Origin of the sequence: Mesorhizobium sp. B2-8-5, from assembly GCF_006440675.2 — a bacterium.
Classification (GTDB): domain Bacteria; phylum Pseudomonadota; class Alphaproteobacteria; order Rhizobiales; family Rhizobiaceae; genus Mesorhizobium.
In genome coordinates, this window is record NZ_CP083951.1 from 5,917,350 (window position 1) to 5,942,879 (window position 25,530).

Sequence of the window (25,530 nt, forward strand, 5' to 3'; positions counted from 1 at the left end):
CGTGGCTCCAGTTGCTCCGGTCGAGCCCGTGGCACCGGTTGCTCCAGTCGAGCCGGTAGCTCCAGTTGCTCCAGTCGAGCCCGTGGCACCGGTTGCTCCAGTCGAGCCGGTAGCTCCGGTTGCTCCGGTCGAGCCCGTGGCACCGGTTGCTCCGGTCGAGCCGGTTGCTCCAGTTGCTCCCGTGGCTCCGGTCGAACCGGTGGCACCAGTTGCTCCGGTCGAGCCCGTGGCACCGGTTGCTCCAGTCGAGCCGGTAGCTCCAGTTGCTCCGGTCGATCCCGTGGCACCGGTTGCTCCGGTCGAGCCGGTTGCACCAGTTGCTCCGGTCGAGCCCGTGGCTCCCGTTGCTCCGGTCGCTCCGGTAGCTCCGGTCGAGCCGGTTGCGCCTGTCGCTCCGGTCGAGCCCGTGGCTCCCGTTGCTCCGGTAGAGCCCGTGGCTCCAGTTGCTCCGGTCGATCCCGTGGCTCCGGTTGCTCCAGTCGAGCCCGTGGCACCGGTTGCTCCGGTCGAGCCCGTGGCTCCAGTTGCTCCGGTCGAGCCGGTTGCACCCGTTGCTCCGGTCGAGCCCGTGGCTCCAGTTGCTCCGGTCGAGCCGGTAGCTCCAGTTGCTCCGGTCGAGCCGGTAGCTCCAGTTGCTCCCGTGGCTCCGGTCGAACCGGTGGCACCAGTTGCTCCGGTCGAGCCCGTGGCACCGGTTGCTCCAGTCGAGCCGGTAGCTCCAGTTGCTCCGGTCGATCCCGTGGCACCGGTTGCTCCGGTCGAGCCGGTTGCACCAGTTGCTCCGGTCGAGCCCGTGGCTCCAGTTGCTCCGGTCGCTCCGGTCGAGCCGGTAGCCCCGGTCGAACCGGTGGCTCCGGTTGCTCCAGTCGAGCCCGTGGCACCAGTAGCTCCGGTAGAGCCCGTGGCTCCAGTTGCTCCGGTCGAGCCGGTTGCACCGGTTGCTCCGGTCGAGCCGGTGGCTCCAGTTGCTCCGGTCGAGCCGGTTGCTCCAGTTGCTCCCGTGGCTCCGGTCGAACCGGTGGCTCCGGTCGAGCCCGTGGCTCCAGTTGCTCCGGTAGAGCCCGTGGCACCGGTTGAGCCCGTGGCACCAGTTGCTCCGGTCGAGCCGGTAGCTCCAGTTGCTCCGGTCGAACCGGTGGCACCAGTTGCTCCGGTAGAGCCCGTGGCACCAGTTGCTCCGGTCGAGCCGGTTGCACCCGTTGCTCCGGTCGATCCCGTGGCACCAGTTGCTCCAGTCGAGCCGGTAGCTCCAGTTGCTCCGGTCGAGCCCGTGGCACCGGTCGAGCCGGTTGCGCCTGTCGCTCCGGTCGAACCGGTGGCTCCGGTTGCTCCAGTCGAGCCCGTGGCGCCTGTTGACCCGGTTGCTCCAGTCGCGCCGGTTGCGCCGGTCGAGCCAGTCGACCCAGTTTCACCCGTCGCACCTGTGGCCCCGGTCGAGCCGGTTGCGCCTGTCGCTCCGGTCTCACCCGTGGCTCCGGTTGCTCCAGTCGAGCCCGTGGCTCCAGTCGAACCTGTCGACCCCGTTGCGCCTGTCGCTCCGGTTTCACCCGTCGCACCTGTGGCACCTGTTGACCCGGTTGCTCCAGTCGCGCCGGTCGAGCCAGTCGCTCCAGTTTCACCCGTGGCTCCGGTTGCTCCAGTCGAGCCCGTGGCTCCAGTCGAACCTGTCGACCCCGTTGCGCCTGTCGCTCCGGTTTCACCCGTCGCACCTGTGGCACCTGTTGACCCGGTTGCTCCAGTCGAGCCGGTCGAGCCAGTCGCTCCAGTTTCACCCGTCGCACCTGTGGCCCCGGTCGAGCCGGTTGCGCCTGTCGCTCCGGTCTCACCCGTGGCTCCGGTCGAGCCGGTTGCTCCAGTCGAGCCGGTCGAGCCAGTCGCTCCAGTTTCACCCGTCGCACCTGTGGCCCCGGTTGAGCCGGTTGCGCCTGTCGCTCCGGTCTCACCCGTGGCTCCGGTCGAGCCGGTTGCTCCAGTTGCTCCGGTCTCACCCGTCGCACCGGTTGCTCCGGTCGAGCCAGTAGCTCCGGTCGCGCCAGTTTCACCCGTTGCGCCGGTACCGCCGGTCGCACCCGTGGCGCCGGTCGCGCCAGTTTCACCCGTTGCGCCGGTACCGCCGGTCGCACCCGTGGCGCCGGTCGCGCCAGTTTCGCCTGTTGCGCCGGTACCGCCGGTCGCACCCGTGGCGCCGGTCGCGCCAGTTTCACCCGTCGCGCCGGTACCGCCGGTCGCACCCGTGGCGCCGGTCGCGCCAGTTTCACCCGTTGCGCCGGTCCCGCCGGTCGCACCCGTGGCGCCGGTCGCGCCAGTTTCACCCGTTGCGCCGGTCCCGCCCGTCGCGCCGGTACCGCCAGTCGCGCCAGTTTCACCCGTTGCGCCGGTCCCGCCGGTCGCACCCGTGGCGCCCGTCGCGCCAGTACCGCCCGTCGCGCCAGTACCACCCGTTGCGCCAGTACCGCCGGTCGCACCCGTGCCGCCGGTCGCGCCGGTACCGCCGGTCGCACCAGTTCCGCCCGTAGCTCCGGTCGCGCCCGTGGCGCCGGTCGCTCCAGCGCCGGTCGCACCCGTGGCTCCGGTTGCGCCGGTAGCACCCGCTGGGCCGGTAGCGCCGACTGTGCTGGTGCTGAAGGTCCCAGTATCGAAATGGTTGCCGCCGTTGCCGTTGCTCGGACCGAAGGTGGGGCCGTCCTGGAGTGTGTAAGTATTTCCGCCACCAGGCGTTAACGTGCCGAAAAGATTAAACCCAGAGTCGTATATTTTGTAAGTATGAGTTGGATCCGGTATTGTAATTGTAACAGCAAATTCACTTACTTTATTATTACCTGATTGCGGAAGGGAGAAGCTTCCAACCAACACGGGCGGATTGAGCGTAGTATCTACTAGATAGTATGTATTTATGTTAGCACTGCCATTTTGGATGGTCAGATCACCAGTCAACGTCAGATCGACAGCGAGCACGCCTGTGTAGCTTGCTACGCCCGCTGAGCTCAGCGGCGGAAGAAGGGACGACTGGCCCGGTCGCGCTGACAACTCCCAACTACCACCCAGCCTGGCTTCGCCAACCAGCGATCTGGCTGCGTGAACGTCTGCACCAACAGCCGCCTCCAGTGCGGCCACGAACGTCTCGCCAGTATTCCCCAAGGCCGTTTCGCAGCTCCACAGCCGCATCTCGCCGTCTTCGGCAAGCGCCTTGCCTATCGCGGCGAAATCCTCAGCCTCGTCCCTCACAGTGGCAACGGACCAGTTTCCAGCCGTGAATTGAACCCGGCCTGGCGAGCCGTGCGCGATGACGTGAACCGCGTCGAGCCCCTCGTGCCCAGCGAGAACGTCCGCCATCTGCTGCGCCACCGGCCGCCGGCCGTCGAGCACGACAGCCTCGACCTCGGGCCTCAGATTGCCAAGAACCGTCTCGAGGTCGGAGACTGAAGGATCCACAAACAGAATTTCAGAGGCGCGGGCCATAACTGGCTCCTGTTGGCTTGGAATTCAATTCAAGGGAAAACCGCTCAACCGGCTTGACCGGCGAGCGGCACGAACCAGACATTTGGCAGCGGTCATCGCCCCGCCGCCCCGACGGCACCGTCGGGGCGTTGAATTGTGGGGGTCTCCACGCGAAGGAAGCTGGCAGCCTGGAAAGCCCCGCCTTCGTCGAACGTGCCGATCGCAAGCGAGCCGGCCGTGCTCGGGACCTTGACGGTGAGGGCTACAGCGAGGCTGCGCTGCACGGCCTTGGGAAGGATGACCTGGCCGACGATCGTGTTCTTGGCCGAGTCCAGAATGAAATAGGTGACGTTCTCGGTCCCGTCGCCGATAGGCAAAGCGCCTCGAACGGTGACTTCCATGACCGCAAAGCCCGCAGTGAAGCTCATAGTGTCCTCCTCGATCCGCTGCGGCCAACGCCGCCGTTATTGTCGTTTCTCAGCTTCAGGTTTCACTCGGTGCCGAGCTTCCGCAGCCGGGCGGGTGAAGCCACGACGGCGAGAGCCGAAAATTGTCCAATCCCAGGAATGCGCCGCCCGAGATACACAGTCGGGCGGACGTCGTTACCAGTCGCAAGGCGACTACCGCAGGTGGCAAGAGGAGCTGGACACAGGCCGAGGCCGAAGGCCACGTCAACGCGGCGCCGTCTGGTGGGTGATGTTACACGGACCACTGCCAACTCCATCACGCGGGTCGCGATTGTTCACGACTTGCAAGGAGCCGGCTACTTGCGAGGGACCATCATTGGGAGATCGGTAGCCTAGATCACGGATTCAGGACCAATCGGCGAAACGTTCGCCCACCACCACATACACCGCGCCCTCACGGGTGAGTGGCGTTCCTCCCGGATACTCTCCTGGCTTCGCAGACAACCGCGGACCGGCGCTCTTTCGCCAAATCCGCAGCTACCCTCCATTGCATTAGATATTAGTAAATTCGAAATTTCTAAACTTGTAAATGGTTTGGTTTACAATTTATTAATTCAGAACCGCTGGGTCACCCATCAGAGACTGTCATCGAAATGACATGCCAGGGCGTGAACACTTTAAAAATCCAAGAGTTAGCTAAGGGCCATTTCAATCGCGAAAATTGAGAGCCTTCATCAAAATGGCTTAGGCTGCGGCGGCTGTGAGACGAGCGTGAGAGACGATCGAATCCTCATCAAAAAGGATTGCTGTGCGACATGACACTACGATGCAAATATGGCCGCCTCAACGAGGGTCCGGCGTGAGCACCATCGGCCTGTGCATGATCGTCAAGAACGAGGCGAAGGTCATCCTGCAATGCCTCGCCAGCGCGCTTCCTCTTGTCGACTATGTGCTCGTCGTCGACACTGGGTCCACCGACGGCACACAAGACCTGATCCGAGGCTTTCTCGCGCAAAACGATGTCAAGGGAGCAGTTATCGACGAGCCGTGGCGGGACTTCGCCTACAACCGCAGCTTCGCCCTCGAGCGACTGCGCGAGATCGAGAGCGTCGACTATGCGATGATCATCGACGCGGACGACATGCTGATCTGCGATCGCGACTTCGAGCCAGCCTTGTTCAAGTCCCGGATGGACAAAGATCTCTACGATGTCGAGGTACTGCATGGAAATATCGCGTTCTACCGCCCGCAGATCTGCAGCAACCGGCTGGCCTTTTCCTTCAAGGGTGTGTTGCACGAATATCTGGAAGGCCCCCCCGGCCCCATCTCAAGGCAGAACGCCGAGGGTTTTCGCATCGCAACGGGGCGCGGCGGAGCGCGCAGCCAGAACCCGCGAAAATACCAGGACGACGCGGCGGTGCTGGAGAACGTGCTCGCAACCGAAACCGACCCGTTCCTGATATCGCGCTACACCTTCTATCTGGCGCAGAGTTACAGGGATTTTGGCGAGCGCGAGAAGGCGCTCGAACAGTATTTGAAGCGAGCTGAACTGGGTTTCTGGAACGAGGAGGTCTATGTAAGCCTGCTCGAGGCCGGGAACCTGATGGCGGCGCTTGCCCGGCCCTTCGAAGAAGTGGTCGCGGTCTATGAGCGCGCGACCGCGACAGTGCCCACGCGCGTGGAGGCGCTGCACGCAGCGAGCCTCTACTGCCGCAACCAGGGGCGCAACGCGGAAGGGCTGGACTATGCGCGTCGCGGTGTGGGCCTCACCGAGCCGGCGGGTCTGTTCGTCCAGCCTTGGGTCTACGACTACGGACTGCTCGACGAATTGTCAGTCAACGCATACTGGGCGGGCGCCCATCGGGAATCGCTCGATGCCTGCCTGAAACTGCTGGCCTCCGACAAATTGCCGGCGGACATGCTGAAGCGGGTTGTGGCCAATGCCCGTTTCGCCGCGGACAAACTCGAGGTCCGCGAGCCGCCGGTATTGGGAAGCCTCGGCGCAGAGAGCCTTGTCGAGCAGCACGCGCTTGTTGCGCAGCGCCCGTTACGCTCGCGGCTCAAAGGCACGCCGCGCGTCCTTGTCGCGATATTGGCAAAGCAGAAGGAGCCCGCGCTGCCGCTCTACCTGACTTGCATCGAAGCGCTCGACTATCCTAAAGAATCGATCGTCCTCTACATCCGAACAAACAACAACACTGATAGGACCGAGCACATATTGCGCGAATGGCTGGAACGCGTCGGCCACCTCTATTCCGCGGTCGAGATCGACACGTCGGACGTGTCCGACCGGGTCGAGCAGTTTCGCGAGCACGAATGGAACGAGACGCGTTTCAAGGTGCTCGGCCGAATCCGCAACATCAGCCTGCGGAAAACCCTCGAGCACAATTGCGAATTCTATTTCGTCGTCGACGTCGACAATTTCGTGCGACCGGCCACGCTGCGGGAACTCGTCGCGCTCGACGTGCCTATCGTTGCGCCGCTGCTACGCTCCATCGCACCCGGTCAGTATTATTCGAACTACCACGCCGAGGTCGACGCGAGCGGATATTATCAGCACTGCGATCAGTATCTCTGGGTGCTCAACCGCCATGTCCGCGGCATCCTTGAAATACCGCTCGTGCATTGCACCTACCTTGTCCGCGCCGACGTGCTGACCGAGCTGACATATGACGACGGCACCACGCGATACGAGTACGTCATCTTTGCCGACAGCGCCCGCAAGGCCGGGATCGTTCAATACATCGATAACCGGCAGGTCTACGGCTACATCACCTTCGGCGATGGCGAATATCATGTAAGTGATGGAATCGAGCGCGCAGGCGAGCTTTTGCGCAGCGCGGGTGACGTCCCGGTATTGGCGGAGGTCGCTGCCGTCGCGTCGGCGCCGGCCGAGCCACGGGATTCGCCGAAAATTCACCTGATAAACCTCGACCGGAGCGTCGACCGCTGGAACAAGTATCAGAGCGACAATTGGCATCTGACGCAGAATACGCTTCGGGTATCGGCCGCCGACGGCGCCTCCCTGGACCGGAATGCGCTCATAGAGGAAGGCCTGATCACCAGCGATTGCGCGTATCCGGCAGGAACGCTCGGGTGTGCTCTATCCCATATCAACCTGTGGAAGCTGGCGGTTTCGGAGAGCAAGCCGATAACCGTCTTTGAAGACGACGTCCGTGCATCGTTTCGGTTCCTGGAGGAATCGGCCGATCTCATGGCTCGAGCTCCGAGGGATTGGGATATCATCCAGTGGGGCTATGTATTTGACCCATTGTTCGCCTGGCTGGATTTCGGCTTCTCCAAAGCAAAGCTGGAATTCTACGACCTCCGAAATAGAAACGGGACCTCGTTTCAGGCTGAGAAATTCTCGAGATCGCTGGTCGGGCTGGTACATTCGTTTGGAACGCAGGCCTACACAGTCTCGCCGTCAGGTGCACGCAAACTCCTTCAAAAGTGCCTTCCTCTGCAACGCCGGCTTATCCCGTTTCCTGGAACGGGCGTCGTGATCGAGGACACGGGCATCGATTGCGCCATGTGCGGGGCGTACGGCTCGATGCAAGCTTTCCTTTGCATTGCGCCACTCGTCATCCCAGACGACGGGCAATCGTCAGAGCGGATGTCAATGGATCGGCAGCAAAGCTCGGGCTAAGCGCCCCAGCTTTCACGGAGTCGCAGAGCCCGCGACTTCACACGCGGCTATCGCCACGCATTTGGCGCCCGTAATCACGTTCAGCCTCGGTCAGTTGCCGTTTGCGCAGCACCACGCGCATCTCGTCTACCGCCCGCGGGCTGCGCAAGATCTCGTCCTCCAAGACACCTCGCGCCGCGAGCGCATCCCCGATCGAACTATAGCCGAAGGTTTGCTCCACCAACTCGAACCTGGATTCGGTCCATCCGAGATACCAGTACCATTCGCAATAGTAGAGCCAACTCCGCTCGTTGAAGGCGTGTACGTGGGTAGGATCCTGCCAGGCACCGTATGACAGGTCGTATGGCACCACAATATTGAACAGCCCTCCATCCGCCAGCAAAGTCAGGCAGTTCGTCATAGCCGTCACAAGATCCGCAACGTGCTCGAGCACGTGCGAGGCCGTTACGCTGGCAAATAGTCCCCGGCCCATCCGAACCGGTCCGAAGCGCTCGGACATAAATTCACGCTCGAACAGGCCAGGATCCGATATGTCGGCCACGATGTCGGGATGCCATCGGTTGCTGATATCGATATTCAGCACCCTTGGATCGCGTATCTTTCCCCGACCGAGTACAACGTCGCCGGGTAGGTTCGGCAAATCGCTCCAGGCAAGCGCTTCCGGAAGTATATTTGTTGCTCTGCGTCGACTGAATGCCTCGAACCCGGCCGTCGCTACCTTGTGACGTCTATCCGTGTCGTGCACCAGCGCCTCGGCCGCGGCGACAAGGTTCTCGTATGGCGCCGCAACGAAGGCGTCCGTCAAATCGGCGTCCACAAGTTCGCCCGGATTTATCTCGCTTACTACCGCGCGCCTGTTGGCCAGAAGATCGAATACGCGGATTATTTCGAGCTGCCCACTACCGTAGAAATGTATATTGATAATAACTTTGGCTCTGGCAATGAATTGATCGAGCTGTTCGGCAAAAACATTGAACAATGCCTCAACGCGCAGCCCACGAGCGCGCATTTCGTCTATTATTGCCGACCTTCTCTCATTGAATGATCCATAGAATAAAACGTCAATATCCTGTTCAGCATCGCCGATTCGCGCAAGACCATCAACGTAGAACATCCGGAAATAGTGGACCGGGCGACCTATCTTCCTGGATAGAAAGATGGCATTACTCTCGCTAAAATCCCATACATGAAACCTCCGCAAGAGATTGCAATAATCATCCGTGATCCAATTTGATGTATAATTTTCGACGTTGAATATAATAGAATTTCCAGGCAGACGATCCAAAGCCGACGTTTGATAAAGATTGGCGCCTAGTACGATCGCCCGCCCGTCGAAATCCGCAGGCAAATCATGAATGATGTCCGTCCCGATCGAGATCTCGCTCAAACCATCGGCGAGCATCCTGACCATGCTTGCGAGCACCTGCACGATCCCCGGATGAACGAGAAGTGTGATGTGTGTTCTTGTGCTCACGTCATCCCCATCCCCCGGCATTCCCACCATGAACGATCGCCTCGTTCGATGCTGCGGTGGTCGCCTTCGAATAGTATTGCTCACGTCACCCGATGGGGGTTTGTCATTGGTGATTTGCGGGCTCGGAAACCCTCCACCACACGGCACAGCCGTCGATCGGAATTAAGGGCGAAGTGATGTTGCCTCCAGCGCGGAACTCATCCACGGCCTGAGCGCACGGGGCCAGGAAGTAGTCGTCGACGATTACAAATCCCCCATACGATACCTTGTGATAGAGCGCATCGAGAGCTTGAATGGTCGACTCATACATGTCGCCATCCAGTCTAAGAACCGCCAATTTTTGTATCGGCGCATTTGGGAGCGTGTCCTTGAACCAGCCTTCAAGGAAGACAACCTGCTCGTCAAGCAAGTCATATCTGCGGAAATTTTCTTCCACGTCCTTCCGGGAGATCGCCAGTTCTCCATGCACGTGGTGGGTGTCGCCAACGTCCGCCGCATACTTTTCGGGACTTGGAGGAGGAAGGCCGGCGAAACTGTCGGCGACAAAGATCCGACGTCGCGTTTCGGCGTATGAGGCAAGAATGCCTCTCATGAAAATGCACGCTCCACCGCGCCAGACCCCGGTCTCTATAAAGTCGCCAGGAACATCGTTCAGGATCACGGTTTCGCACAGATGCCGCAAATTGCGCATCCTCGCCGAGCCAATCATGGTTTGCGCCAGTCCTGGCCAATCCCGCCCGAGGGCACGCTTGTTCGGGTCGTATTGCCCACCGGTCCACGGATCAATGGGCGCGTCGCCGTACAAGGTTCCGGTCAACGATGCTTCGAGAAGATTGAGATACCTATTCCGCATCTTCACGGCGGCGGTCAGGAAGTCATGACTGTCATTCAATGCTGGTCTCCTTCTGAGAGCCTGACCGGAACCGCTGCTTCCGCGCGGGCTTTTGGATGGATACGAGCGCGATTGATCGAACTGCGCTGTCGCCGTAACTTCGTCAGCCACCTGCGAAAAGCTCTTCTCCACAATACGCCTTCGAAATGCAGCCCCTCGTTCCGGAGGCCGTCCGCTTTACGATCCTTCGCCAAAAACTGACATCATGCTAATTTAGTTTCAGGCAGTCGGACATTAGAAATCGAAGTGCAACACGAGATTTTGCCATATCCTTGTGGCCCGCGGCGTCCGCAAGCTCGCTCCCTGCCGCATCGTGGGACGGCCGCTCTTGCGGAGATCTACATTTTGACTCGTGGCATTGAACCGCGAGTGAAGGTGCACCAATAGCGAAGCGGACAGGGCTCTGAATTGCCGTGATAAACCTCGCGATCAACAAACCTGCAACTCAAAGTTCGACCTCAGAATGGTCATTCAGCCCGCACCCGGAGCAGGACGCTCGGGGAGGAAACGACGGCAAGATTTCTGGCGAAATGGGATTTCATACCAAAACGGAAACGGATCCCTGGTGGCAGGTCGACCTTGGCAGCGAGTTTCTAATTCGGCAAGTTGTTATATATAATCGGCAGCATCAAGCGCAAAGGCTAAGGCACTTTAGCCTTCTTGGATCAATTGACGAAGAGCATTGGACGATCTTCTATAGAAAAATTGATAGCGGAGTCTTTGGCGATTCAGACGGACGGCCTTACATTGCGAATATTTCTGGAGATCATATTGCTCGGTTCGTGAGGGTTAGGCTTGACGGCTATGAATGCTTGCACTTCAGTGAATGTCAGATATTTGGTGATCCTCTCGATCAAGCTACACGCGCTCGACTAACCGACGAAGAACGCGAAAATAATCGTATCCCAATTGGGCGGGATGGCTATTTCATGAGCGTTGGCGGCTTTGACATATTCGTGGACACTGAAAATTACTCAGAGACAATCATCGATGCACTTCGCAGAAATTACTACGAGGGGCGTGAGCGGCAGTTGACTGCCGATCTGGTTCATCCGTCAGACCGTGTTATCGAAGTGGGAACCGCGATAGGGCTGGTGGCGATGACAGCCGCATTGATCGTGCGCGCTGAAAACGTTCTGACATTCGACGCGAACCCTAAAATTCTTGATGATGCTCGGCAAAACTTCAGGCGAAACGGCCTTTCCAAGATCAAGTCGCGCAACGGGGTTCTGAAAAATCGACAGAAGATCCTCGGCGCGGGCGAAACCGTCGAGTTCTATATCGACAAATCTTTTTGGGCTTCCAGGCTCGATGCGACATCGACGGAACCGAGTATCGTCGACAAGGTTCGAATTCCTGTCTACTGTCTTGAAGACGAGATACGTGACCATTCCGCAAATGTCCTCATTTGCGACATAGAAGGTGGAGAGGTCGAGTTGCTGGGGGCGGCCGATCTGTCCGGTATTCGACTGATCATCATGGAGACGCACTATGCGGTCTCCGGCGAGACAGCCACGGATGCGATGATGCGAAAGCTTATCGTTGAAGGGTTTTCCCTTCATCTTGGCCATTCCGCGCATCAATTTGTGGTCCTGCGCCGGTAAACTGCTACCGAGGGACTACGCCCTACAGCTAATTGCTCAACCCACGATCTCTGTTTCGAAGGTTCGACCATCGGGTCGGAAGTGGTTTCGATGAACCGACGAGAGTTTACGGCGTTAACGGTCACATCTTTTGGCCTGGTTTGCCCATCGCGATGGAGTCTGGACAGGAGTCTGGCGGCTGCAATGCCCGTGATTGCTCAAGCTGCGACCCCAGCCGGGTTGCTTCACGCCCCCATCGAGCTTGCCGGCGACTGGGGTCGCATGCTGCCGGGTGCCGCCCTTCAGGTCGTCGAGCGCATGCGCCATGCTTGCCTCGATGGTGTCCGCCTCGTTTCAGATCGCCAGCCGACGAGACTGCGCGTCGAGGAACATACCTCCGGTTCGCCAGCCGTCTGGCTGCACCCCGACGGCAGCAGCATGGCCTGGACAATTGTCGATATCGGCGAGCGGGACTGGTCGAAGCTCGCCTACCAATTCGGGCATGAGCTCGGCCATGTCTTTGCCAACAGCTGGCAGGCCGACGCCAAGCCCGCGCCTCCCTGTCAATGGCTCGAGGAAGCCATGGTGGAGGCCTTTTCGCTGCGTGGCCTGGGGCGCCTGGCGAAGGACTGGAAACAAAACCCGCCCTTTCCCGGCGACAACGCCTTCGGCGACGCCATCGCCGAGTATCGCCAGAACATCATCAACGGCTACAAGGCGCTTGCCGACTCTCAGGGTCTCACTAGCGACCCGGCAAAGTGGTTTGCCAAGCACCGAAGCGAGATCGAAGTTCCGAACCTCAACTCGTTCGCACAAGCAATGTCCTTGAACATTCTCGCTCAATACGAGGGGGCTTCAGAATGTATCGAGGCCCTTGGCGCACTCAATCGCTGGCCTGGCCGGAGCAGCATTCCAATCGGCGAATATCTGCAACGCTGGAAAGACAGCTGCGCCGATTTGCACGCGTCACCTCAGTTGCCGATCCACTTGAGCGAGATTTTGGGAATTCTGCCTGGCCTCAAGTGATACCTGGCCGATCAGCTGTTGCTCGCTGGTAGACACCGAGGACCACATTCAATAGCCGAATCTAGTCCGGCACTCGATCAGGAGTGCACTCCTCATGGGAGGCGCGACACCGCTGGCATCCACGCCCCTTTTTGCAGAACTTGACGCACACAACCCTTTTTTTGAACTGCACCGGCGGCGTGATCGAGGTACTCATACCTAACCACGCCGCCGGTTTACGCCGTTGCCCGGGGCACAGTATTTGGGAACACAGAACCGTGGGCTTGGCGTTGCGTCGAACCGCAGCCTGCGGCCCGGTGGCTTTCCTCAATAAACCACGACGCTGCGGATCGACTTGCCCTCATGCATGAGGTCGAAGCCCTTGTTGATGTCCTCCAGCTTCAGCGTATGGGTGATCATCGGATCGATCTGGATCTTCTTTTCCATGTACCAGTCGACGATTTTTGGCACGTCGGTGCGGCCGCGCGCGCCGCCGAAGGCGGTGCCCATCCAGCTGCGCCCGGTGACCAGCTGGAACGGCCTGGTCGAGATCTCCTGGCCGGCGCCGGCAACGCCGATGACGACCGACTTGCCCCAGCCGCGATGCGAGGCCTCCAGCGCCTGGCGCATCACCTTGGTGTTGCCGGTGCAGTCGAAGGTGTAGTCGGCGCCGCCGATCTGGTCGGCGCCGCGCTTGGTCAGGTTGACCAGGTAAGGCACGACGTCGCCGTCGATCTCCTTCGGATTGACGAAATGCGTCATGCCGAACTTCTCGCCCCAGGCCTTCTTGTCGTTGTTCAGATCGACGCCGATGATCATGTCGGCGCCGGCAAGGCGAAGCCCCTGGATGACGTTCAAGCCGATGCCGCCGAGGCCGAAGACGACCGCCGTCGCGCCTTGCTCGACCTTGGCGGTGTTGATGACGGCGCCGATGCCGGTCGTCACGCCGCAGCCGATGTAGCAGATCTTGTCGAAGGGGGCGTCGGGATTGACCTTGGCGACCGCGATCTCGGGCAGCACGGTGAAGTTGGAAAAGGTCGAGCAGCCCATATAATGAAACAGCTTGTCCTTGCCCATCGAAAAGCGCGAGGTGCCGTCGGGCATCAAGCCCTGCCCTTGCGTGGCGCGGATGGCGGTGCACAGATTGGTCTTGCGCGACAGGCACGACGGGCACTGCCGGCATTCGGGCGTATAGAGCGGGATGACATGGTCGCCCTTCTTGACCGAGGTGACGCCCTTGCCGACATCGACGACGATGCCGGCGCCCTCATGGCCGAGGATCGCCGGAAAAAGGCCTTCCGGATCGGCGCCTGACAGCGTGAACTCATCGGTATGGCAGATGCCGGTCGCCTTGATCTCGACCAGCACCTCGCCATCGCGCGGCCCTTCGAGGTCCACCTCCATGATCTCAAGCGGCTTTCCGGCGGCGACAGCGACGGCGGCACGCGTCTTCATTTCTTCCCTCCCGAATTTGCTTGCCGACGCGAGCGCCCGGCCTGTTATTGAAACTTACGCCGCGGCCCTGGCTGGCCCGGCCGGGAACACGCCCGACATGACGATAAAACCCTTGATGCGCTTCACGCGATCGCACCAGCGGCGGATCGCCGGATAATCCTGACGCGGAATACCGCCCTCTTCCGACAGCATGATGTAGGGGAAGCAGGCGATGTCGGCGATCGTCGGATGCGCGGCCGAGCAGATCCACTGGCGGCCTTCCTGCTCGCCGAACCAGAGATGTTCGTCGAGGATGCGGAACAGCCGGTGCGCGCCGGCGCGCGCGGCATCGACGTCGAAATCGTAAAACAGCGCATCGTGGAGGCGCGCGGCCGATGCAGTCCCGGTGATGCCGTCGGCAAAGGCCAGCCATTGGCTGATCTCGCCGACCAACGCCGGATTGTCCCTCGGGTACCACGTGCCGGACGGATCGTATTTCGACGCCAGATACACCAGGATCGCCTGAGCATCGCGCAGGATCAGGCCATCATCGTCGATGACCGGCAGTTGTCCGAGCGGGTTGAGCTTCAGGAACCATTCCGACTTGTGCTCGCGCCCGGGGTAGAAGTCGACGGGCACCGTCTTATGGGTCATGCCGAGGAAGCTCATCAAGAGCCGCAATTTATAGCAATTGCCCGACAGCTCGTAGTCGTAAAGCGTGATCATAATTAGCCCCTAGATGTCGAGCACGAGGCGGGCCGACTTGGCACGCGAGACGCAGGTCATGATCTTCGTTCCGGCTTTGCGCTCGGCGTCGTTCAAATAGACGTCCTGATGGTCGGGCTCGCCTTCGATCACCGTCGCCACGCAGGTGCCGCAGGCGCCCTGCTCGCAAGAGGAGGGCACGTCGATGCCGCTCTCGCGCATGACCTGCAGGATCGTCTTGCCGGCTGGCACCTGCAGCGTGACGCAGGAGCGTGCGAGCGCCACTTCGAAGCTCGAACTGTTGTCGATCTTGTTGGTGTTCTTGAAATACTCGAAATGCACGGCGCTGTCGGGCCAGCCCTGTTCGGCCGCGATTCGGCGCGCCGCCTCTAGCATCGGCCCGGGACCGCAGATGTAGAGGTGCATGCCGTTCCGATAGCCTGTGAGCACGCGGCGAAGCTCGGCGCCGGTCGCATCCGGCGACAGGCCAAGATGCGGCCTCAGTGACTCGCCGAGCAGCTTCAGGCGATCGGCGAAAGCGAGGTGCTCCTCGCCTTGCGCGAAATAGTGCAGCTCATGCGTCAGCTCCTGGTTCTTGAGCGCCTGCGCCATGGCGAGCAGCGGTGTGATGCCGATGCCGCCGGCGACAAAGATCGTCTTGATGGCATCGCGGCGCAGCGGGAAATTGTTGCGCGGCTCGGAGATCGCCAGGATATCGCCTTCACGCACCGTCTCGTGCATGCATTTCGAGCCGCCCTTCGAGTCGCGCTCCAGCTTGACGCCGATGGTGAAACTGTCGGTCTCGCCGGGTCCATTGGTGATCGAATACTGGCGGATCTCGCCATTGGGCATATGGACGTCGATATGCGCGCCCGGCTGGAAGGTCGGCAGGATGCCCTTGATCGGCCGCAGCTCGAAACCGGCAATATCGTCGGCCGCCTGCCACTTCCGGCCCACCGTGACCCGCAGCGCTGCCTTGCGGCCATGCGCGGTCAACTCCGGCATCTCGGCGAGCTCGGCCGACACGCGTTCATAGACCGGCTCGATCGGCGCCGGCGCGGGTGTATTCGCCACGTCGCGCTCGACCTCGTCGCGCAGTTTTGAAAGCCGTTCATTGTGATGCCGCAGCACGGCGACGCGCGCGGCCCCTTCAGCGTCCCGGTCGAGAACGCCGCGAATGACGGAACGGTTGGAATCGACTGGCTGGACGAAGAAGACGCCGAGCGTCTCAGTGCCGCCGTCGCGCGAACGAAGCGCCACGGCAAAATCCTGGCTGGCCTCGACGGTGGTTTCGGCGCCATCGCCATCGATGGCTCCACTGGGCTGGAAGCGATAGGCCTTCAGCGCTTGCGCGATCTTGCCGGCCGGCGCATTGACCGGAATGCCACGCAACGCGAGCAGCTTGCCCTCGGCGAGGCCCGCGACATTCGGCACCTCGCCCAGCGCCTCTTCCGACGACCAGATCAGCCCGTAGCGTTCGACCGCCGGATAGGTACGGTTGGTGATGGTGCGGGCCGGCGCGTCGGCCGGATGCGCAGGGATGTAGGTGCAGCCGGCGGTACGGTTGGAATAGCGCCAGCCATGATACTGGCACTTCAGCTCGCGACCGTCATTGATGCCGATCGACAGCCTGACGCCGCGATGCAGGCAACGGTTCTCCCAGATGTTGACATAGCCGTCATCGGCCCGCCAGACCGCGAACTCGCGACCGAGCAACTGGCCGTGGAACACATGGCGGAACGGCAGGTCATGGGCAGCGGCGATCGGATGCCACCGGCTTCGGGCTTCTTCCAACATCAATCGTCTCCAAAATGTCCTGGTCAGGCTGCAGCCGGGATGACACCGTAGGTCACACCCTTCTGGCTGAGCCAGCGCCGGTAGGCGATCGCCGACTTGTCGGCGCGGATCGGGGTTTCGGCGCGCGGATCGAGCGGCAGACGCTTCGGCACCTGGTTTTCCAGGATCGGCTTGTCCTGGCCGAAGATCGTCTGCTGGAAGCGCTTGATCACCTTGTCTTCGCTGTTCTCGTCCAGCACGCAAAGCAGCATGTGGGCACGTACATGCTCCTGGTCGACTGGCTGCAGGAAGATGGCGATCACATCGCGCCGGCTCTCGTCGACCGGGCTCGATTTATAGAGCACCGAGCAATAGGGATGCGGCACGCGGTAGACATAGTCGACATCGGCGCCGCCGTCCGAGGCGGTCGAGGCCATCGGCTGGAAGAAGCGGCAGCGGGTCGCCAGAATCTCGTCGCGGTCGACCGAAATCTCGACATCGTATTCCTTGACTTCGGTATGCGGTTCGGCGCCGAGGATATCGGTGTGGACATATGGAAAATGGCCCATGTCGAGAAAGTTCTCGATGGCGCGCGGCGCCGAGACGTTGACGCCGAAGGTCGCGGCGTTGAGCCGGCGCCGGTCGGGCTCGGCATATTCGGGAATCGGGAAGAGGTCGGCCGAAGGCTCACCCAGCGAGGTCCAGACATAGCCATAGGCGCTTTTCGCCGGCAGCCTATCGGGCGCCGCTACGTGGTCGGCCCGGCGCAGGTCTGGCCGCGAGCGCCAGACCACCGGCTCACCACTCACGTCGACCGAAAAGCTGAGGCGCTCCTCGAGCAGTACCGTCTGCTGGACGGAGCCGGGGACAGCCTCGGCGATCGCACCAATCGGATGCCAGAGATTGAGCACCACAGGGTCCGTGCATTTCGTCATAATGTCTTTCCTTTGCATGCAGCGGACATCGTGATCAGGCTCGCGCCGGTATGGCGCCGTAAGTGACGGAGCGATCGCGCAGCCACCGCCGGTAGGAGACCGAGACCGCATCGGCGCGGATCGGTGTCTCGGCGCGCGGATCGAGCGGCAGGCGCCTGGGAACCTGGTTCTCGAGGATCGGCTTGTCCTGCGCGAAAATCAATTGCATGAAGCTACGCACGGCCGCCGCCTCCATGCCTTCCTTGAGATAGCAAAGATATGGATGCGCGATGCAGTTCTCTTCGTCCACCGGCTGCACGAAGAGCGTGATGACGTCGAGCCGGTGCTTCTGGATCGGGTTGCTCTTGTAGAGCGCCACCGTATAGGGCCGGATTACCTTGTAGATGTAATCGACGACGAAACCTTCCTTGGCGGTGGGCGAAGCAACGGGCTGATAGAATTTGCACTCGGTCGCCAGAACCTCGTCCTGCGCGGTGATCTCGACATTGTAAGGCGCCACTTCGGTGTGCGGCTCCTCGCCCAGCCAGCCGGTGTGAACGAAAGGGAAGTGGCCCATGTCGAGGAAGTTCTCGACGGCACGCAGGCCGGACACCTTGACCGCGATCGATCCACCACTGACGAGGTGACGATCCGCTTCATTGGCCTCGGGAATGTAGACGATCTCGCGCCAGGGCTTGTCGAGGCATGCCCAGATGAAGCCGTAACGTTCGGCTGAGTTGACGACGGCGCCATTATCGGCACGGACGACTTCGGCCTTGTTCACGCGCTTACGGACGACCAGGTCGACGCCGAGCAGCCTTGTCGGAAATAGCATATCCGCGGAGAGCGATTCCTGGTCGGCAACGATATGCCAGTCGTTCAGAAGCTCCCGGTCGACGCAGTGGGTAGCCATCGGCATCCCTTCCAACTCGGCTAGCCCTTCACCATGAACCTAGCCCGGCGTTTCGACATAACGAAAACACAAGATTGGATATCAATCAACGATTTTTTGTCAGCCAAATCATATTTTTGTGTTGACAGATTTCGACGATTGACTTCCGATGTATGAATTCTGAATTTGAGATATGTCGCATCGCGACGGGGCATGTCTTCACTACGGAAAGCCTGCTGATCATGTCCTCGAACTCGCGGAGAACCGCGCCTTGAGCAGCCGTTCCCAGACGATAGCGGATGTCCTGACGCGCGCCATCATCGACCATCGGCTGGTACCCGGCTGCAAGCTCGGCGAGCGCGAGCTTTCCGAGATTTTCGACGTCAGCCGCATCGTCGTGCGCCAGGCCCTGATCCGGCTCGCCGACGATGGGCTCGCCCAGATCGAGCGCAATCGCGGCGCCTTCGTCGCCAAGCCGAGCATGCAGGAAGCGATGGAGATCTACGACGCGCTGACGCTCGTCGAACAAGGCGTCGCCGCCCAGCTCAGCGACCGTCTTGGTCCTGCCGGATGGGCTGAGCTGCGTCAGCATGTCGAACGCCAGCGCCAGGCTGTCGCCGCCGGCAACGATGCCTTGGCCGACGTGCTCGGCCAGGAATTCCATTCGGTCTTCGTGCGGTTGAGCCGCAACAAGGTGATGCAGGAAATCCATGCCCAGCTCGTGCGCCGCACGACGCTGCTACGCTCCTTGATCACGGCCGACTTCGATTATTGCAATCTGCTCGACGACCACTCACGCGTCGTCGACCTTCTCGAAAAGGGCCGGCTGAAACAGGCCATGGACCTGATCGACACACACCACCGCGCGGTGGTGCGCGGCTACATCATGGATCGCGAAGTGTACGCGGAAATGACGCCCGCCGAGGCGCTGGCGCCCTATCTCGACGGCAAGGCGGACAGCGCGACGGCGCCGGTCGCGTCGAGAAGGCCGGCCAAGACATCCGGCAATGGCGACGGCACGGCGCACGTGCATGTCCATCTCCCCAAGCAAGATCCGGCACCGAAAAGCCGGGCGTCAACCAAAAAAGCCAACAGAGGGTTACAATCATGAACGAGCTGACCAGACGTGGATTCCTGAAATACAGTGGCGCGCTGGGTGCGGCACTTGGCACCGGAGGACTGAGCGCCATCGCCAGGGCCGATGACGTGCTCAAGATCGGCGTCGTCTATGTCTCGCCGATCGCCGAGATCGGCTGGACCAAGCAGCACAGCCTCGGCGTCGAGGCGATCAAGTCCGAATTCGGCGACAAGGCGAAACTCACCGTCATCGACAATATCTTCATGCCGCAGGATGCGGAGCGCGTCTTCCGCGAGCTTGCCAGCGCCGGCAATCAGTTGATCTTCGGCACCAGTTTCTCGCATGGCACGCCGATGCAGAAGGTGGCACCGCGCTTCCCCAAGATCGCTTTCGAGCATTGCTCGGGCATCGTCCATCTCGCCAATCTCGGCACCTTCGAAGCCAAGTATTATGAAGGCACCTTCGTCGCCGGCGCGGCGGGCGGCTACATGTCGAAGTCGGGCAAGATCGGCTTCATCGGCGGTTTCCCGATCCCCGACATCGTCGGCCCGGCCAACGCGCTGTTGCTCGGCGCCCAGAGCGTCAACCCGAACGCCACCTGCAACGCCATCTTCCTCAATTCCTGGTTCGATCCGGGCAAGGAAAAGGAAGCCGCCAAGACACTGCTTTCCCAGGGCTGCGACGTCATCTGCTCGATGACCGACACGGCGACCGGCGTGCAGGTCGCCGGCGAAGGCGGCGCGTGGTCGATCGGCTACGCCAGCGACATGTCGAAATTCGCTTCCGGCAAGCAGCTCACCTCCTTCGTGCTCGACTGGACCAGCGACTATGTCGGCGCCGCCAAGGCTGTGGCGGCGGGCAGTTGGAAACCGGAAGTGCGCTGGGACGGACTGGCTGCGGGCGTGGTCAAGATGGCGCCCTACAATGAAGGCATACCGGCCGACAGCAAGGCCAAGCTGAAGCAGCTCGAAGCCGATATCGGCAGCGGCAAGGTGCATCCTTATGGCGGCGAGCTGAAGGATCAGGACGGCGCCGTCAAGGTCGCGGCCGGATCGGTGCTCGACGACGACAGCATCCGCGGCATGAACTGGTTCGTCAAGGGAATGATCGGCAAATTGAGCTGATCGCATTCGAAGAAACGGGGGCGTCGAACGGCAATTTCCGGCGGCCCCCGTCTGGTTCCCGTCCAACCCCGCTGCAAGCCCGGCAGGACCCGCCATGCATCCGCGACTAGAATTGCGCAACATCTCAAAGCGCTATCCCGGCGTCGTCGCCAATGACGACGTCTCGCTGTCGATTCAACCCGGCGAAATCCATGCGGTGCTCGGCGAAAACGGCGCCGGCAAATCGACGCTGATGAAGATAATCTACGGAGCGGCGCAAGCCGATTCCGGTGACATCTATTGCGACGGCAAGCTTATCGCGGCGCATAATCCGGCGACGTCGCGCGCGCTCGGCATCGAGATGGTCTATCAGCATTTCGCATTGTTCGAGTCGGTCTCGGTGGTCGAGAACATCGCGCTGTCGGCGAGCAGCGCCTTCCACTTGCCTTCGCTTGCCGAAAAGATCCGCGAGCTTTCTCTGCGCTACGGCATGCCCATCGACCCGTATCGCCAGGTGCATGACCTGTCGGTCGGCGAGCGGCAGCGCGTCGAGGTCGTGCGCTGCCTCTTACAGGCGCCAAAACTCCTGATCCTCGACGAGCCGACCTCGGTGCTGACGCCGCAGGCCGTGGTCAAGCTGTTCGACACGCTACGGCAGCTCTCGGCCGAAGGCTGTTCGATCGTCTATATCAGCCACAAGCTCGACGAGGTGCAGGAACTCTGCGACACCGCGACCGTGCTGCGCAACGGCAAGGTCACCGGCACCGCGCGGCCGAAGGAAACGACCTCGCTGGAGCTGGCCCGCATGATGGTGGGTTCCAGGCTGCCGGAAATGCATGTCAGCCCCGCCATTCCCAGCGACAGGCCGGTGCTCGAGGTCAGAAATCTTTCAGCCGACGCACGCGACCATTTCGGCGTCGACCTTAAGGATGTCTCCTTCAACGTGCATGGCGGCGAGATCGTCGGCCTGGCGGGAGTCTCCGGCAACGGCCAGGCCGAGTTGATCGCGCTGCTCAGCGGCGAGCGCCGGCATGGCCAAGGCGACGCGATCAAAATCAACGGAGCGCCGGCCGCCACCTTGCGGCCCGACGAGCGCCGCAAGCTCGGCCTCGCCTTCGTTCCCGAGGAACGGCTCGGGCGCGGCGCCGTGCCGTCGCATACGTTGTGGGAAAACGCCGTGCTGACCGCCCATCGCTTCGGCACGGTCCGCAAGGGTCTCGTCGACCGCCGCAAGGCCGCCGCCTTCGCCGCCGGCATCATCGACAGGTTCAAGGTCAAGGCCAACGGACCGGGCTCGACGGCGCAGAGCCTGTCCGGCGGCAATTTGCAGAAATTCATCGTCGGCCGCGAGATCGCGCTGGCGCCGAAATTGCTGCTCGTCTCGCAGCCGACCTGGGGGGTTGATGTCGGGGCAAGCGCCTTCATCCGCCAGACCATCGTCGACCTGAGCCGCGCCGGCGCCGCGGTGTTCGTCGTTTCGGAAGAACTCGACGAACTGTTCGAGATCTGCGACCGGCTGCTCGTCATCTGCCAGGGTCGCGTATCGCCGCCGCTGGCGCGCACCAGCACCGACCGCGAGGAGATCGGGCTGTTGATGACCGGCCGGACCATGGGCCAGGACAAGACAGGGAGCAGCAGCGTTGCGCATCAGGATTGAACAGAGGCCGGAGCCTTCCGCCACGATGCGCATCGCCGCGCCGGTTCTGGCGTCCGTCCTGACGCTGATCGTCGGCTCGGTCTTCTTCGCCTCGCTCGGGCATGATCCGCTGCCGACGCTCTATGCCTTCTTCATCGAGCCGCTGAGCTCGATGAATGGCCTCTCGGAATGGTTGCTGAAAGCCTCACCGCTGATCCTGATTGCCTGTGGACTGGCGATCGGCTTTCGCGCCAATGTCTGGAACATCGGCGCCGAGGGGCAATTCACGATGGGCGCGATTGCCGCGAGCGGCGTCGGCCTGTTCTGGCCGAACCCGGACAGCGCCCTGCTCTTGCCGCTGATGTTCCTGGCCGGAATGGCCGCCGGGATGGCCTGGGCGGCGATCCCGGCCTTCCTGCGCTCGCGCATGAACACCAACGAGATCCTGGTCACGCTGATGATGACCTATATCGCGACGCTGTTCCTGTCCTATCTGGTGCATGGACCATGGCGCGATCCCGCCGGCTTCAACTATCCGCAGACGGCGCTTCTGCCGGCGGCCGCGATGTTTCAGTCCTTCGATCCGGCCTACCGGGTGAACTCCTCGATCTTCATCACTGTCGTCGCCGTGCTTTTGATGTGGCTGTTCGCCGACCGCAGCTTCCTCGGCTACAAGATGTCGGTCAGCGGCGCGGCCCCGCTCGCCGCTCGCTATGCCGGCTTTCGCGAGTCGGCTGCGGTGTGGATCGGATTGCTGGCTGGCGGCGCCGCGGCAGGCATTGCCGGCATGGCGGAAGCTGCCGGACCGCTCGGACAGCTTTCGCCGCAGATTTCGCCCGGCTACGGCTTTGCCGCCATCATCGTCGCCTTCATCGGACGTCTGAATGCCTTCGGCATCGTGCTCGGCGGGCTGTTGATGTCGCTGCTTTTCCTCGGGGGCGAAGGCGTGCAGATGACGCTTGCCCTGCCCTCGGCCCTGACGCGCATCTTCCAGGGCATCCTGCTGTTATTCCTGCTCGCAGCCGACTTCTTCATTTTCTATCGCATTCGCCTGGTGCGGCCGGCCCCTGATGCGCATGCGCCCGAGACGGCGCGATAGCGGGAGACATCGGATGGAACTCTTCATCGCCATCTTCACCGGCACCATCATCGCCGCCACGCCGCTGATCTTTGCAGCACTTGGCGAGCTCGTGGTCGAGAAATCCGGCGTGCTCAATCTCGGCATCGAAGGCATGATGCTGATGGGTGCGGCGCTTGCTTTCTGGGCGGTCACCGCCGGCTATCCGATGCCCGTTGCAATCCTCGCCGGCGCGCTGGCCGGCGCTGCCGCCTCACTCCTTTTCGGCGTGCTGGCGCTAACCTTCCTCACCAACCAGTATGCCGCCGGCTTGGCGCTGGCGATCTTCGGTTCCGGCGTGTCAGCATTCATCGGTCGCGGTTTCGGCAGCGATCCGATCGAAGCGCTGCACGGCGTCAGCATGCCCATCCTCTCCGATCTGCCGGTGCTCGGCCCGCTGCTCTTCCGCTTCGATCCGCTTGTATACCTGGCACTCTTGATGTTCGTGGCGATCAGTTGGTTCCTTTATCGCACCAAGGCAGGCCTCATCCTGCGCACGATCGGGGAATCGCCGCAGACCTCCCACGCCATCGGCTATCCAGTGATCCGGATCCGCTACATGGCGGTGCTGTTCGGCGGGCTGATGGCAGGCCTCGCCGGCGCCTATCTATCGGTCGCCTACACGCCGCTCTGGGTCGAGAACATGACCGCGGGCAAAGGCTGGATCGCCTTGGCGCTGGTGGTCTTCGCGACATGGCGGCCGCTGCGCGTTCTGCTCGGCGCCTGGCTATTCGGCGGCATGACGATCCTGCAACTCCAAGGACAGGCTCTAGGCCTTCAGGTCCCATCCGAACTGCTGTCGGCCCTGCCTTATCTGGCGACGATCGTGGTGCTGGTGCTGATCTCGCGTAACCGCCAGATATTGGCGCTGCATTTTCCAGCCTCGCTGGCAAAACCGTTTCGACCGGCCGGTTGAGGCCCGCCTTTCGCACGTTGTTGCCAGCGATTGCCGCACGCAATGTCGGTGAGCTTTGTCGTCATCCGGGGTCCCGCGCTATGTTCAGCAGGTCACATCAACAAGATCGAGAAAATTGACCAACGGGACCCAAATCATTTCATCCAAATCTCGCTATTGACGCCAAGAGCGGGTCAGCAAGATGTCGCCATGCGGAAGCTGCGCACGAAGCTGTCCACCACATTGTCGAGGTCGGCCATCGACAGGCAGAGCGGCGGGCACATTCTGATGACGTTGCGGTACGGACCCGAGCGGCTGGCGACGAGGCCCTGACGCCGGGTTTCCTCGAAGACCTGCAAGGTTGCTTCGGGCGCCGGCTCCTTCGTTGCGCGGTCCTTCACCAGCTCGATGGCGAGCATCAGGCCTTGTCCCCTGACGTCGCCGATCAGCGGGAAATCTTTCTTTAGCTCCTGAAGCCTTTCCTTCAGCGCGCCGCCGACCTTGGCGGCATTCTCCTGCAGCCGCTCGTCGCGCATCACCTTGAGCACCGCGCGGCCTGCCGCGCAGGCGACGGGATTGGCGCCGTAGGTGTGGAACAGGAACTTGTCGGCCATGGACTCCGCGACGGCGCGCCTGGCAATGACGGCGCCGAGCGGAATGCCGTTACCGACACCCTTGGCGACGACGGCGATGTCGGGAACGACGCCGTGCGATTCGAACGCCCAGAAGGCATCGCCAGTGCGTCCGACGCCGGACTGCACCTCATCGATGATGCAGACGCCGCCCGCCGCCCGCACGCGTTCGAAAGCGCCGGCGATGTAGCCGGCAGGCATCGGCACGATGCCGCCATAACCCTGCACCGGCTCGATGATCATGCCGGCCAACCGGCCGCTGGTCGAGCTGGATATGGCGCGCTCGACCTCGTTCAGATATGGCTGCACGCCTTCGCCGTGGACGCCGCGATACTGATTGGGCTCGGCTACGAACGTCACCCCGCCGAGTTGCGGCACCTGATGACGAAAACCGGCTATGCCTGTTACCGACTGGGCGCCGAATGTGGCGCCGTGATAACTTGAGCCGAGCGCCAGCATGTCGATGCTGCCGGTGTGCGAGCGCGCCATCAGCAAGGCAAGGTCGATCGCTTCGGCGCCGCTGTTGGTGAAATGCACGACCCAATCGTGACCGGCCGGCATCGTCGCCACCAGTTCCTCGGCGTATTGGGCGGGAACCGGATGGTAGAACATCGTCGTGCAATGCGTCAGCTCGCTCACCTGCTCGGTGGCGGCCTTGACCACCTGCGGATGGGCGTGGCCGACCGAGATGCACAGGTTCATGCCGAGCAGGTCGATGTATTTGCGGTCCTTCTCGTCCCAGACATATTGGCCCCTGCCGCGCTTGAGGATCAGCGGTTCCTTATAGGGAACGAATTTGCGCTGTGAGGCCGAATAGAAGCGGTTCCGCCGATCGACAATCGCCTCGGTCGACCAGTCGATGTCCAGACTTGAATGGACGTGCGGAGCGTTCATGCCGTA

General features: G+C 61.7%; 17 protein-coding genes and 1 pseudogene. 8 read left to right on the forward strand and 10 right to left on the reverse strand.

Annotated elements, in window-relative coordinates:
* Positions 1-3,009: 3,009 nt before the first annotated feature.
* Together FJ430_RS29225 and FJ430_RS29230 are read right to left on the reverse strand one after the other, a co-directional pair.
* Positions 3,010-3,459, reverse strand: a pseudogene (locus tag FJ430_RS29225) (DUF4347 domain-containing protein); the annotation flags it as partial.
* Between the two features lie 92 nt (positions 3,460-3,551).
* Entirely contained in the window at positions 3,552-3,866 is a 315-nt protein-coding gene (locus FJ430_RS29230; RefSeq protein WP_140709178.1) for a hypothetical protein, read from the reverse strand.
* Positions 3,867-4,704: 838 nt separating this feature from the next.
* Here FJ430_RS29230 and FJ430_RS29235 point away from each other — a divergent pair.
* Positions 4,705-7,494, forward strand: a complete 2,790-nt coding sequence (locus FJ430_RS29235) for a glycosyltransferase family 25 protein (protein ID WP_140709176.1) — start codon at positions 4,705-4,707, stop codon at positions 7,492-7,494.
* Between the two features lie 37 nt (positions 7,495-7,531).
* Here the strand turns inward: FJ430_RS29235 and FJ430_RS29240 are convergent, their stop codons facing one another.
* Positions 7,532-8,998: a class I SAM-dependent methyltransferase gene (locus FJ430_RS29240; RefSeq protein WP_140709174.1), complete on the reverse strand. Its 1,467-nt coding sequence runs from the start codon at positions 8,996-8,998 to the stop codon at positions 7,532-7,534.
* A 73-nt stretch (positions 8,999-9,071) separates the two neighbouring features.
* On the reverse strand, positions 9,072-9,860 hold the full coding sequence (locus FJ430_RS29245; RefSeq protein ID WP_226891951.1) for a TylF/MycF family methyltransferase: 789 nt from the start codon (positions 9,858-9,860) through the stop codon (positions 9,072-9,074).
* Positions 9,861-10,273: 413 nt separating this feature from the next.
* On the opposite strand from FJ430_RS29245, the gene FJ430_RS29250 reads away from it, so the two are divergent.
* Positions 10,274-11,464: an FkbM family methyltransferase gene (locus FJ430_RS29250; protein ID WP_140709172.1), complete on the forward strand. Its 1,191-nt coding sequence runs from the start codon at positions 10,274-10,276 to the stop codon at positions 11,462-11,464.
* Between the two features lie 183 nt (positions 11,465-11,647).
* Positions 11,648-12,469 (forward strand): hypothetical protein, encoded by an 822-nt coding sequence (locus FJ430_RS29255; RefSeq protein ID WP_226891952.1) that lies wholly within the window; start codon positions 11,648-11,650, stop codon positions 12,467-12,469.
* A gap of 306 nt (positions 12,470-12,775) precedes the next feature.
* Here the strand turns inward: FJ430_RS29255 and FJ430_RS29260 are convergent, their stop codons facing one another.
* From FJ430_RS29260 to FJ430_RS29280, 5 genes are read right to left on the reverse strand one after another with little or no spacing between them, the layout of a single operon-like run.
* Positions 12,776-13,903: an S-(hydroxymethyl)glutathione dehydrogenase/class III alcohol dehydrogenase gene (locus tag FJ430_RS29260; RefSeq protein ID WP_140709170.1), complete on the reverse strand. Its 1,128-nt coding sequence runs from the start codon at positions 13,901-13,903 to the stop codon at positions 12,776-12,778.
* Between the two features lie 54 nt (positions 13,904-13,957).
* A complete protein-coding gene (locus FJ430_RS29265; protein WP_140709168.1) occupies positions 13,958-14,608 on the reverse strand; it encodes a glutathione S-transferase family protein in 651 nt (216 codons plus the stop codon).
* Positions 14,609-14,617: 9 nt separating this feature from the next.
* Entirely contained in the window at positions 14,618-16,384 is a 1,767-nt protein-coding gene (locus FJ430_RS29270) for a Rieske 2Fe-2S domain-containing protein (RefSeq protein ID WP_140709166.1), read from the reverse strand.
* A gap of 23 nt (positions 16,385-16,407) precedes the next feature.
* Positions 16,408-17,298: an aromatic ring-hydroxylating oxygenase subunit alpha gene (locus FJ430_RS29275; RefSeq protein ID WP_226891953.1), complete on the reverse strand. Its 891-nt coding sequence runs from the start codon at positions 17,296-17,298 to the stop codon at positions 16,408-16,410.
* A 34-nt stretch (positions 17,299-17,332) separates the two neighbouring features.
* A complete protein-coding gene (locus FJ430_RS29280) occupies positions 17,333-18,190 on the reverse strand; it encodes an aromatic ring-hydroxylating oxygenase subunit alpha (RefSeq protein ID WP_140709162.1) in 858 nt (285 codons plus the stop codon).
* A gap of 250 nt (positions 18,191-18,440) precedes the next feature.
* Between FJ430_RS29280 and FJ430_RS29285 the strand changes: the two genes are divergently transcribed.
* From FJ430_RS29285 to FJ430_RS29305, 5 genes are all read left to right on the forward strand, one after another.
* Complete coding sequence (locus FJ430_RS29285; RefSeq protein WP_140709160.1) at positions 18,441-19,280, forward strand: GntR family transcriptional regulator; 840 nt, start codon at positions 18,441-18,443, stop codon at positions 19,278-19,280.
* Positions 19,277-20,371, forward strand: a complete 1,095-nt coding sequence (locus tag FJ430_RS29290; RefSeq protein ID WP_140709158.1) for a BMP family ABC transporter substrate-binding protein — start codon at positions 19,277-19,279, stop codon at positions 20,369-20,371. The genes FJ430_RS29285 and FJ430_RS29290 overlap by 4 nt, the downstream gene beginning before the upstream one ends.
* Positions 20,372-20,465: 94 nt before the next feature.
* The gene (locus tag FJ430_RS29295) at positions 20,466-22,007 is read left to right on the forward strand and encodes an ABC transporter ATP-binding protein (protein ID WP_140709156.1); all 1,542 of its coding nucleotides are present in this window, start codon (positions 20,466-20,468) and stop codon (positions 22,005-22,007) included.
* Positions 21,991-23,085 (forward strand): ABC transporter permease, encoded by a 1,095-nt coding sequence (locus tag FJ430_RS29300; RefSeq protein ID WP_140709154.1) that lies wholly within the window; start codon positions 21,991-21,993, stop codon positions 23,083-23,085. Before FJ430_RS29295 ends, FJ430_RS29300 begins: the two co-directional genes overlap by 17 nt.
* 13 nt (positions 23,086-23,098) lie before the next feature.
* Positions 23,099-24,019: an ABC transporter permease gene (locus FJ430_RS29305; protein ID WP_140654072.1), complete on the forward strand. Its 921-nt coding sequence runs from the start codon at positions 23,099-23,101 to the stop codon at positions 24,017-24,019.
* A gap of 173 nt (positions 24,020-24,192) precedes the next feature.
* Here the strand turns inward: FJ430_RS29305 and FJ430_RS29310 are convergent, their stop codons facing one another.
* Positions 24,193-25,524, reverse strand: coding sequence for an aspartate aminotransferase family protein (locus FJ430_RS29310; protein WP_140709152.1), 1,332 nt, complete (start codon positions 25,522-25,524; stop codon positions 24,193-24,195).
* Between the last annotated feature and the right edge of the window lie 6 nt (positions 25,525-25,530).

Bases quoted from the DNA above. Each gene is read 5' to 3' on its own strand.
- FJ430_RS29230 (WP_140709178.1), bottom strand. From the start codon at position 3,866: ATGAGCTTCACTGCGGGCTTTGCGGTCATGGAAGTCACCGTTCGAGGC.
- FJ430_RS29240 (WP_140709174.1), bottom strand. From the start codon at position 8,998: ATGGTGGGAATGCCGGGGGATGGGGATGACGTGAGCACAAGAACACAC.
- FJ430_RS29255 (WP_226891952.1), top strand. From the start codon at position 11,648: ATGCCCGTGATTGCTCAAGCTGCGACCCCAGCCGGGTTGCTTCACGCC.
- FJ430_RS29260 (WP_140709170.1), bottom strand. From the start codon at position 13,903: ATGAAGACGCGTGCCGCCGTCGCTGTCGCCGCCGGAAAGCCGCTTGAG.
- FJ430_RS29265 (WP_140709168.1), bottom strand. From the start codon at position 14,608: ATGATCACGCTTTACGACTACGAGCTGTCGGGCAATTGCTATAAATTG.
- FJ430_RS29270 (WP_140709166.1), bottom strand. From the start codon at position 16,384: ATGTTGGAAGAAGCCCGAAGCCGGTGGCATCCGATCGCCGCTGCCCAT.
- FJ430_RS29275 (WP_226891953.1), bottom strand. From the start codon at position 17,298: ATGACGAAATGCACGGACCCTGTGGTGCTCAATCTCTGGCATCCGATT.
- FJ430_RS29280 (WP_140709162.1), bottom strand. From the start codon at position 18,190: ATGGCTACCCACTGCGTCGACCGGGAGCTTCTGAACGACTGGCATATC.
- FJ430_RS29290 (WP_140709158.1), top strand. From the start codon at position 19,277: ATGAACGAGCTGACCAGACGTGGATTCCTGAAATACAGTGGCGCGCTG.
- FJ430_RS29295 (WP_140709156.1), top strand. From the start codon at position 20,466: ATGCATCCGCGACTAGAATTGCGCAACATCTCAAAGCGCTATCCCGGC.
- FJ430_RS29305 (WP_140654072.1), top strand. From the start codon at position 23,099: ATGGAACTCTTCATCGCCATCTTCACCGGCACCATCATCGCCGCCACG.
- FJ430_RS29310 (WP_140709152.1), bottom strand. From the start codon at position 25,524: ATGAACGCTCCGCACGTCCATTCAAGTCTGGACATCGACTGGTCGACC.